The 7,906-nt window shown below is 66.5% G+C and carries 7 protein-coding genes; 1 reads left to right on the top strand and 6 read right to left on the bottom strand.

The genetic code is table 11. The features are described from left to right. Positions 1 to 37 precede the first annotated feature (37 nt). The 6 genes from AC2W7L_RS18275 to AC2W7L_RS18250 form a co-directional block, all read right to left on the bottom strand. Positions 38 to 1,129: an alcohol dehydrogenase catalytic domain-containing protein gene (locus AC2W7L_RS18275; protein WP_486005601.1), complete on the bottom strand. Its 1,092-nt coding sequence runs from the start codon at positions 1,127 to 1,129 to the stop codon at positions 38 to 40. Continuing rightward, the gene (locus AC2W7L_RS18270; RefSeq protein ID WP_486005600.1) at positions 1,126 to 1,818 is read right to left on the bottom strand and encodes a phosphonatase-like hydrolase; all 693 of its coding nucleotides are present in this window, start codon (positions 1,816 to 1,818) and stop codon (positions 1,126 to 1,128) included. The genes AC2W7L_RS18275 and AC2W7L_RS18270 overlap by 4 nt, the downstream gene beginning before the upstream one ends. Positions 1,819 to 1,930: 112 nt before the next feature. Next, positions 1,931 to 3,610, bottom strand: coding sequence for a phosphonate ABC transporter, permease protein PhnE (gene phnE / locus AC2W7L_RS18265; protein ID WP_486005599.1), 1,680 nt, complete (start codon positions 3,608 to 3,610; stop codon positions 1,931 to 1,933). Continuing rightward, positions 3,607 to 4,521 (bottom strand): phosphonate ABC transporter ATP-binding protein, encoded by a 915-nt coding sequence (gene phnC / locus AC2W7L_RS18260; protein ID WP_486005598.1) that lies wholly within the window; start codon positions 4,519 to 4,521, stop codon positions 3,607 to 3,609. The genes phnE and phnC overlap by 4 nt, the downstream gene beginning before the upstream one ends. A gap of 11 nt (positions 4,522 to 4,532) precedes the next feature. Further along, positions 4,533 to 5,477: a phosphate/phosphite/phosphonate ABC transporter substrate-binding protein gene (locus tag AC2W7L_RS18255; RefSeq protein ID WP_486005597.1), complete on the bottom strand. Its 945-nt coding sequence runs from the start codon at positions 5,475 to 5,477 to the stop codon at positions 4,533 to 4,535. A 310-nt stretch (positions 5,478 to 5,787) separates the two neighbouring features. Continuing rightward, complete coding sequence (locus AC2W7L_RS18250; RefSeq protein ID WP_167193352.1) at positions 5,788 to 6,903, bottom strand: TIGR03364 family FAD-dependent oxidoreductase; 1,116 nt, start codon at positions 6,901 to 6,903, stop codon at positions 5,788 to 5,790. 187 nt (positions 6,904 to 7,090) lie between these two features. On the opposite strand from AC2W7L_RS18250, the gene AC2W7L_RS18245 reads away from it, so the two are divergent. After that, entirely contained in the window at positions 7,091 to 7,855 is a 765-nt protein-coding gene (locus AC2W7L_RS18245; RefSeq protein ID WP_486005596.1) for a GntR family transcriptional regulator, read from the top strand. The last annotated feature ends 51 nt before the right edge of the window (positions 7,856 to 7,906 follow it).

The following is a 7,906-nucleotide window of genomic DNA, read 5'->3' as shown; positions in this document are numbered from 1 at the left end:
CCTCGCGCGAGGTTGCTGGGCCGCCGTCAGGTAGCAATTAGAGGGAGACTATTGTGCGGAGGGATTTGGTCGGGGACGCGAACTCCTGCGGCAGGTCCCTCAAGGGGATCGGGCCGCCTAGGATGTCCTCCCACGGCAATGTCACGCCGTCGGCTGCCAAGAAGTCCACGGCCTCGGCCAAGTGGTGGGGTTCGAAATTGTGGACTCCGGTGATCGTGCGCCATCCGCGCACCATCTGCTCGGGATCGATCGACACCTGCGGCCCCGGCGTCACGCTGCCGGCGAGGACCACAACGCCCCCGACGCCCAACGACGAAATGCAGGAGCGCACCCCCGCCTCGGCGCCCGAGAGCTCGAGCGCGACGTCGACATCGGCGATCGCCACACCTGGCTCCCCGGACCGAGCAGCCCCCGCTCGGTCGGCCAGACCGCGGCGGTCCGGGTGCGGATCGGCGGCGATGACCTCGGCAGCACCGCGGGCCAGAGCTGCCCCGACAGCGGTCAACCCGAGCATCCCGATTCCATTGACGAACACCCGGCGTCCCCGCAGGTCACCGGCGGCTTCACACATCGCCATCACCGTGGCTACGGCGCATCCCGCAGTCGCCGCCACCCCATCGGGCAGCGAATCCGGCACCGGGACCACGGCCACCCCGGCCGGCAGGTGGATATGGCTGGCGTAGGTGCCCGACAGTGCCCAATCCGACTCGGCCGATTCGTGGCCGACCTTGCGCACCGAGGTGCATTTCGCGCTCAGCCCGCGTCGACAGTTCCGGCACTGACCGCACACCGAGGTGACCGAGAAGACCACGCGCGTGCCGACGGGCACATCCCCACGCGTCTCCTCGACGATGCCGACACCCTCGTGGCCGAGCACCGAGGGGCACGCCCCCGGACGACGTCCGCTGATGGTGTGCCGATCGGACCCGCACACCGTCGCCGCAGTCAGCCGGATGAGGCTCTCGCCCGGTGCCAGCCGTGGCCGGTCGAACGTGCGGAGCTCGAATTCCGATCCTCCGGTCCACACCTGGGCAAACGGCTGAGCGCTCGCGCGGACACGATCGGCCGCCTCGGTGCCGGTCATCGTCGAATCGGCTGCGGTCGCTGTCGAATGAACCTGAACCGTCACTTCGCGAACACCGCTGTTTCCTGCTCGGCGAGGACCGCAGGCAGATCTGCCACGGAGTCGAGGACGAGGTGCGCCCCCGCGGCTGCGAAGTCTTCCCGGCTCAGGTGCCCGGTGAGCACGCCCACGGCTGTGACCTCGGCGTTGAGCGCCGATTCGACATCCGCCGAGGTGTCTCCGACGCTGACGACGGCCGCGCGGTCGGTGACTCCGACCGTGTCCATGACCTTGTTGATCAGGTCCGGCGCCGGACGTCCGGCGGGCACTTCGTCCCCGGTGACCGCGACGTCGAAGGTCTCTCCCGGCGCCCAGCCCATGGTGGAGAAGATGAGGTCGGCGATCTCGCGGGAGAACCCGGTGGTCAGTCCCACCTTGATCCCGCGTTCCCGCAGAGTCGACAGGGCTTCCTCGATCCCGGGCAGCGGACGCGGAGGATTCTTGGTGTAGGTCTCGCGCAGTTCGCCACGGAACCACTGCCAGGCCCGCTCGTGGACCTCCTCGGTGACCTCGATTCCGCCGAGGCGGAGCAGATTTTCGATCGCCCAGTGCTTCTCCGTGCCCATCCACTTCTGGAAGACCTCTTCGGAGTAGTCTGCGCCCTCCCGCTCGGTGGCCTCGCGCAGCACGCGGTAGACCTCGTCGCGTTCGTCGATGGTGGTTCCGGCCATGTCGAAGACGGCAAGTTCAGTCATGTCGATTCTCTTTCTCTTGACGGTGTCGCCCACGCGAGTTCGTGGGCTCTGCTTCGCCCGCTTGATCGGCGGACGGAAATTTCGGTGGGCAGGTGGACTTGATTGCGCAGCCTCAGCGCACGGCTCGGCGCAGCCACATGGACAGGGCCTCGACTGCAAGGACGACGGCGACCATGAGGATGAGCACCATCGTCACGACATCGAACTGGTTGACCCGCGAGGCGTTGAGCAGCAGGAATCCGATCCCGCCGGCGCCGACGACGCCGAGCAGCGTGGCCGAGCGGATGTTCGTGTCGAGAAGGTACATGATGTGGGCGACGAACGCCGGTGCCGCCTGCCGCAGGGTGGCCGAGAAGAACACCTGCGCCTCACCGGCTCCGGTGGCCCGCACCGCCTCCTGGACCTGGAGGTCCGTCTCCTCGATCGAGTCGGCGATGAGCTTCGAGAGCAGGCCGATTGCGCCGATGGACAGGGCCAGTGTTCCGGCCACCTCGCCGAGTCCGGAGATGACGACGAAGATGATCGCGAGGATGAGTTCGGGGATGCCGCGGACGACGACGATGAGGACGCGGAACGTCTTGTGCACCGCCCGATTCGCCACGACATTGCGGGCGGCGAGGATGCCGATGGGCAGCGCGAGGATCGCCCCGATGAACGTCGCCGCCAGTGAGATCTGGATGGTGACGAGCAGCTGCTCGACGAGGTTGGCAAGCGTCCCGCCGGTCGAGGGCGGTAAGAACAGCGCCAGGGTCTGCGGCAGGTCGAGCAAACCCGCGGCCAGAGCCGACCATGACACGTCCACCCGCCACAGAGCGGCGATCGTGAGGACGATGAGCACCGCCGCCGAGGCGAAACGACGGAACCGTGCCACGCTCCACGGTGGGGTGAGGTTGAGATCGCCGACCCCGGTGGCCCGACCCCGGTTGAAGATCCGGTCGACCCAGGTGCCGCCGGTGATCTTCGCCCCCGTCGAGGCCATGAGCGCTGCCCGGATGGAGCCGGAGACGAGTTCGATGACGATGCACAGGACGAGCACGATGACCGCCAGCGCCATCCCGCGCTGGTAGTCCAAGGTGCGCAGCGAGTCCGCGATGGCCAGGCCGATTCCGCCGACGCCGACATAGCCGAGCAGCACCGAGGTGCGCAGGTTGATGTCGAAGCGGTGCAGGGCCGTGGCGATGAGCTGCGGCATGAGCGTCTGCGGGATCGCGGTGAGGATCTGCTGGGAGCGGCTGCCGCCGAGGGCTTCGATCGATTCTCGGGGTCCGTCGTCGAGCTCTTCGATGGCATCGGCGTAGAGCTTGCCGATCATCCCCACCGAATGGATGCCCATGGCGATGATGCCGGCTGTGGCGCCGAGGCCGAACATCCGCAGGAACACGATGGCGAGCACGAGGTCGGGAATCGCCCTGGCGAGGACGATGAGGGTGCGCGCTGTCCACTGCGAACCGCGACCCATCCGGGTGGGACGAGCGGCGAAGAGGGCGACGGGGATCGAGAGCACGACGGAGAGCAGAGTCGCCAGGAACACGATGGCCAAGGTCTCGACGACAAGCGAGACCGTCTCACCGAACGCCGGGAAGTCGAGCGGGACGATGCGGGAGAAGAACCCCACGGCATTGTCGAACGACGAGGCGATCGTGGCGATGTCGATGCCGAGTGACCACACCGACCAGGCGCCGGCGACGGCGAGGCCGATGAGCACGATGACGGCCACGGCGGAGTTTCCCGACGGTCGGGGACGCTGCGGTTCGACGACGGCGGGAGCCTCTCGGTCGAGCACGAGACTCATCGGGTGGCTCCCACCCGGGCGGCCGCCTCGGTGTCGGACCTTGCCATCTGCGATCCGGCAGTGTTCGTCTCGCGCTCGCTCGCCTCGGCGGTGGTGTCCATTCCGGACACGCTCGAGTAGATCTGGGAGGCCTCCTCGGCGCTGAGCCCGGCGGTCGTGCGGTCGAGGACGACCTGGCCGGTGCGCAGACCGATGATCCGGTCGGCGAAATCGATGGCCAGCTGCACCTGGTGCAGGGAGGCGATGACGGTGAGGTCATCCTCGGCGGAGATCTGCCGCAGCAGGTCGATGACGTCGCGGGCCGATACCGGGTCGAGGGAGGCGACCGGCTCATCGGCGAGGAGCACCTTCGGGTGCTGCATGAGTGCGCGGGCGATCGCAACCCGCTGCTGCTGACCGCCGGAGAGCGTGTCGGCGCGCTGGTAGGCGCGGTCGGCGAGACCGACCCGGTCGAGTTTCTTCAGGGCTTCGCTGCGGATAGCCTTCGGGTACATCATCAGCGTGATGCGCGGTCCGCGCAGCGATCCCAGTGCCCCGGCGCAGACGTTCTCGAGCACGGACATCGGACCGACGAGGTTGAAGGACTGGAAGATGACGCCGATGTCGCGGCGCACGGCCTTCAACTCCGATCGGCGCAGCCGGTCCATGTCCTCACCGAGGACCCGCACCCGCCCCGAGGTGGGGGTGTGGAGTCCGTTGATGTGGCGCAGGAGGGTGGATTTCCCCGAGCCGGAGAGGCCGAGGAGGACGCTGATCCCGCCGGTGCGGAACCCGAGATTGACGTCGTCGAGACCGAGGACTCCGCCGCCGAAGTCCTTCGTCACATGGTCGAGTTGGACGGAGTAGATGGAGTCGATCTCCCTTTGGAGTTCGGGCGTGGTCGGTTTGCGGGTGGGGTGCGGGAGTGTCATGGTCATCCTTCTCAGCCGATGTTCTTGCAGGCGTCGGCCTGGGTGGCGTCGCAGATGTCGCGGATCGAATCGAAGTCGGAGTCGGAGACTTCCTTGTAGCCGTAGGTGATCTCTTCGGGCAGGACGCAGTCGTCCTCGGAGTCGCAGATCCCGGCTTCGACCATGGCCGGGACGTTGGCCTTCTCACGCAGGATGTTGGTGATCTTCGCGGCCGTATCGGAGTCGAGGGAGTCGTTGTTCACCGCGATCGGGTCCTCGGTGATCGGGTCGGATTCCCACACGGGTTCGAGGCTGCCCTTGTTGACCTGACCGGACTTCTCGAGAGTGGTGAGCATGGCGTCGTGGGCGAAGGCGACGTCGCAGTCACCGGAGTTCAGCGACAGCAGCGAGGCGTCGTGGCCACCGGACATCACCTGTTCGAGGTCCTTGTCCATGTCGATGCCCTCGTCTTGGAGGCCCTTCATCGGCACGAGGTAGCCGGAGGTCGAGGCGGCATCGACGAAGCAGACCTTCTTTCCCTTGAGGTCTTTCAGGTCTTTGACGTCCGAGCCCTTCTTCACATAAGCCAGCGAGGTGTAGGCGGGATCCTTGGCTTTGTCGTTCGTCGGTGCCGCGGCCGGTTCGATGTTGATGCCCGAGTCCTTGGCGATGACGTAGGCGAAGGGGCCGAAGGAGGCGGCGTCGATCTGGCCGGCGCGCATGCCTTCGACGACGGCGGCGTAGTCCGAGGCGTTCTGGAATTCGACCTTCTTGCCGGTCTCCTCCTCAAGCAGCTTCGTGACTTTCTCGAAGGAGGATTCCAGCGTCGAGGATGATTCGGCGGGGACGGCGGCGAAGGTGATCGTGTCGTCGCTTCCTCCTCCGGAGCTGCCGCAGGCGGCGAGCAGGGGCAGGGAGAGGAGACCGGCGGTGATCGTGCGGAACGCGCGAGAGCGGAAGGGGGAGGTCATGGTCATGGCGTGGTGGCCTTTCGGAGAGCAGTGCGGCAGAGGCGCTGAGGTGATCGTTCGAATTCATCGTGTCGAGATCACTGGAGAATGTCTATACAAGTAAGGGAAGTTCACCGACTGGACATGACAACTTCACGGTCGGTTCGGAGTTACCCCGACGTATCGTGGGACCGGTCACTGAAATGGACGGGTGGGTGCAAGCCGGACGTCGCATCTCTGAGGGCATCGAATCGGCCCCGAGGCGGTCGCGGATGGGCGCGACCGCCTGCGGGGCCGATTGGGTTTGTCGGTGTCAGGGCGGGGAGGGGGAGTTGCCTCAGGTGTCGGCGGTGCCACCGGAGAGGATGAGGTCGGCGATGCCGAACGACAAGGTCATGCCGATCCCCGAGGCAACGACGGCGACGGTCGTGCGTTCGTCCGGGCGCTCGAGGACGAGGTTCGTCGTCGGGCTGTCGGCGTACATGCCCAGCCACCGCTGCAGCACACGCGGGCGCTCAATCCCGAGCATCGAGGTGGCCCGGTCGAGCAGCAGCGAACCGACCCGCTCGTCGATGAAGGGTTCCGGGCTGAGGTCGTAGGCGTGTGAATCGCCGATGAGCAGGCCCTGCGGGATGTCGGTGACCATGAGGTTCGCGATGCAGCCGCGCAGCTCCGGTTCCCGTTCGTCGAGGTCGTGGCGCAGCGCCCCGGCGCCGGGCATCGCCGCGAACCCGTCGTAGCGGGCCAGGGAGGTGCCGGTGAGCATCGCGAAGCCGGTCGGAATGTGCTGCGGGGCCTCGATGAGCGACATGACGAGCGAGCAGATGCGGATCTCGTGGGATTCGGCGATCTCGGGGAAGAGGCTGGTCAGCTGATAGCCGGGGCAGACGACGACCTGCTCGGCGTGGAAGTTCCCGCGTGTCGTCGACACGGTGCCGTCGGCCACCGCGGTGACGTGCGTGTTCCAGGTGAATTCCACGCCCTGACCGGCCAGCCATGCGGCGATTCTCGGGGCGGCCTGTCGCGGGTCGACGCGCATGTCCTGCGGCAGATGTGCGCCGCCGATGGCCGGGAGGTCGGGGTTGCCGACCGCCTCGACGATCGCCTCCGGGTCGAGCAGTCGAACTTGGTCGGGGCCGCGATGGGCGGCGAACTGCTCGAGGACGGTCAGCTCGGCCTCGGTCATGGCCGGGATGAAGGTTCCGGTCTCGGCGGCCCAGAGTCCCGTGGCGGCCGCGGCGTCGAGCCAGCCCTCGCGGGCCTTCGATGCGATCGGCTGCGCGGCATCGGACTGGCCGGTGAAGCAGGCGTGGCCGAAGTTCTGGATGGACGAGCCCACGGGGCGGTCGGAACGGTCGATGATGTGGACGCTGCGGCCCTGTCGGCGGGCGAGGAATGCGGTGGCCAGGCCGAGGATGCCCGAGCCGGTGATGATGAGATCTGTTGTCGGCATTCCCTCATATTCGTGCGGTTGTCGGATAAGATGAAGATATGTATGTACAAGTTTGATGTCTGTTCACCTTAATGTGACATTCGGACTTCGTTGAGCCATGCCGAGTTCACCGAGACAGCGCTTCCTCGACTCTGAGGCGCTGTCCTCTGAGCCGTCGAATGAGCACCGTCGAAGGAGAAGTGAGGTCATGACCACCGGCCCGAGGCACCGCACCCGTCAGCAGCATGACGAGATCGCGCACTATCTGCGCACGGCGATTCGTGAAGGATCGTTCCAGCCCGGCGATGAGCTGCCCTCCGAGGCGGAACTGACGCGGAAGTTCGCGAGTTCGCGTGGACCGGTGCGGCAGGCGATGTCCGCTCTGCGCGGGGAGGGGCTGATCTCCTCGGGGCGGGGGAGACGCACGGTCGTGCTCGACAACGTCCTCACTCAGTCCTTCGACGATGTCATCTCCTTCTCCCAGTGGTGCCATGCCTCGGACATCGTGCCCGGTCAGGTCACGCAGCGTGTAGCGCGGGAGCCGGCGGAGAAATCACTGGCGGCGAGCCTGCGGATCGAAGAGGGCGATCCGATCGTCTCGGTGTTTCGGCTGCGACTCATGGACGAAGCCCCGGCCATGGTCGAGCGGCTGAACTATCCGTTCGAGTTCGGACGTCACGTGTTGGCCTTCGACACGGATTCCGGGTCGATCTATCAGGAGCTCATCGACCAGGGCGTCGACATCAACCGGGCGTCACGCACGATCGATGCGGTCGGAGCGAACGATGACGATGCCAGGCTCCTCGAAGTCCCCGTGGGCACCCCGCTGCTGCGGGTGCGCCGGAGGGCGTTCACGACCGCCGGTGATGTCATCGAGTCCTCCGATGACCGGTACCTGCCGTGGAAGGCGAGCTTCACGATGAACTCCACCCGCGGAAACCCGAGCTCCATGTCCCTCATCTCCGTTGACTAACTCCCTAATTACTACCTGACGACGGCCCAGCACCTGGCGCCAGGTTGCTGG

This window comes from Brevibacterium sp. LAARM3_SD1 (genome assembly GCF_057364765.1).
Note: the sequence above shows the minus strand (reverse complement) of the source record. Positions and strands in the feature narration are given on the sequence as shown.

Coding starts and splice junctions, on each gene's coding strand:
- AC2W7L_RS18270 (WP_486005600.1), bottom strand. CDS start 1,818: ATGACTGAACTTGCCGTCTTCGACATGGCCGGAACCACCATCGACGAA.
- phnE (WP_486005599.1), bottom strand. CDS start 3,610: ATGAGTCTCGTGCTCGACCGAGAGGCTCCCGCCGTCGTCGAACCGCAG.
- phnC (WP_486005598.1), bottom strand. CDS start 4,521: ATGACACTCCCGCACCCCACCCGCAAACCGACCACGCCCGAACTCCAA.
- AC2W7L_RS18255 (WP_486005597.1), bottom strand. CDS start 5,477: ATGACCATGACCTCCCCCTTCCGCTCTCGCGCGTTCCGCACGATCACC.
- AC2W7L_RS18250 (WP_167193352.1), bottom strand. CDS start 6,903: ATGCCGACAACAGATCTCATCATCACCGGCTCGGGCATCCTCGGCCTG.
- AC2W7L_RS18245 (WP_486005596.1), top strand. CDS start 7,091: ATGACCACCGGCCCGAGGCACCGCACCCGTCAGCAGCATGACGAGATC.